The sequence below is a fragment of the Vibrio sp. Vb0667 genome (genome assembly GCF_033391095.1).
The window spans coordinates 1-1,032 of sequence record NZ_JAWPOL010000410.1; the positions used below are offsets into that span (position 1 = coordinate 1).

Sequence of the window (1,032 nt, forward strand, 5' to 3'; positions counted from 1 at the left end):
AGCCTCTGTCTGCTTTGATATTGAACAAGTTGTTACTGCTACCACGAGCATTTTGCACCACTTTTTGTCCCCAGCCAGTTTCCAGAGCTGCTTGAGCAAGAAGCAATGATGGTTCTACACCCAACGCTTTCGCCGCCTTTTCAGCGTATGGCTTCATGGAGTTCACAAAAGATTCTGGCGAATCAAACTTAGCGGGAGTATGGCTGGTACGGGAAAGTTCGCCGGACTCAATCAAACGCTTTTCAATTTCACGCGCTTTTTTAGGGTCCACGCGACGATATTCTACGGCGCTGTTTGCCGCATCGCGCATTGCCGTTTCGCTCTTATCATTGCCTTGGCCAGCCGTCAGCTGTGCCACTATCATATCTGCCAAGCCCATAGAGCCATTTGCGCTCAGTTCACTCGCCATCTGCTCATCAAGCATCTGGCGGTAAAATTTCTCATTTTGGCTATTCATGATGTTCGACTCGAAGCCTTCGTTCGCTTCGCGCATCGACTTCAGCATCATGGATGTAAAGATAGACTCAAACTGACGAGCAGCCGCATGCAGTGCTTCTTGCTCGCCATCTTTGCCCTCTTTCACCGCTTTCTGACGCAGGCTATCGAGTGAGCTAATGTCGTGAATAAAACCGATATCGTTAGGATTCTTCATCATCGCAACCTCCTAACCATTAAATGATGATCAACTGGCCTTCGATGGCACCAGCTTGTTTCAATGCTTGTAAGATGGCCATCAAATCAGAAGGTGCTGCGCCCACTTCATTCACCGCACGTACGAGGTCATCCAGCGTTAAACCCGGCTCGAATTTGAACATCTTGCCTTTTTCTTCCGTCACTTCGATATCTGAATCGGGCACCACGACCGTTTGGCCGCCAGAGAAGCTGTTTGGTTGGCTAACGTTTAGATTTTCTTTGATGGCGACAGTCATGCCACCATGCGTCACTGCCGCAGGCTTAAGACGCACGTGTTTGCCAACGACAATCGTTCCAGTACGGGAGTTAACAATGATCTTCGCCGCGCCATCAGCTGGG

General features: G+C 49.6%; 2 protein-coding genes. Both read right to left on the reverse strand.

Annotated features, from left to right (window positions below; translation table 11 throughout):
- Nucleotides 1-655 (reverse strand): flagellar assembly peptidoglycan hydrolase FlgJ (gene flgJ, locus R8269_RS26275; protein ID WP_318223046.1); only part of this gene is annotated, 655 nt, incomplete at its 3' end.
- Between the two features lie 16 nt (nt 656-671).
- Nucleotides 672-1,032: flagellar basal body P-ring protein FlgI (locus R8269_RS26280; protein WP_318223047.1), on the reverse strand; the 361-nt coding region annotated here is incomplete at its 5' end.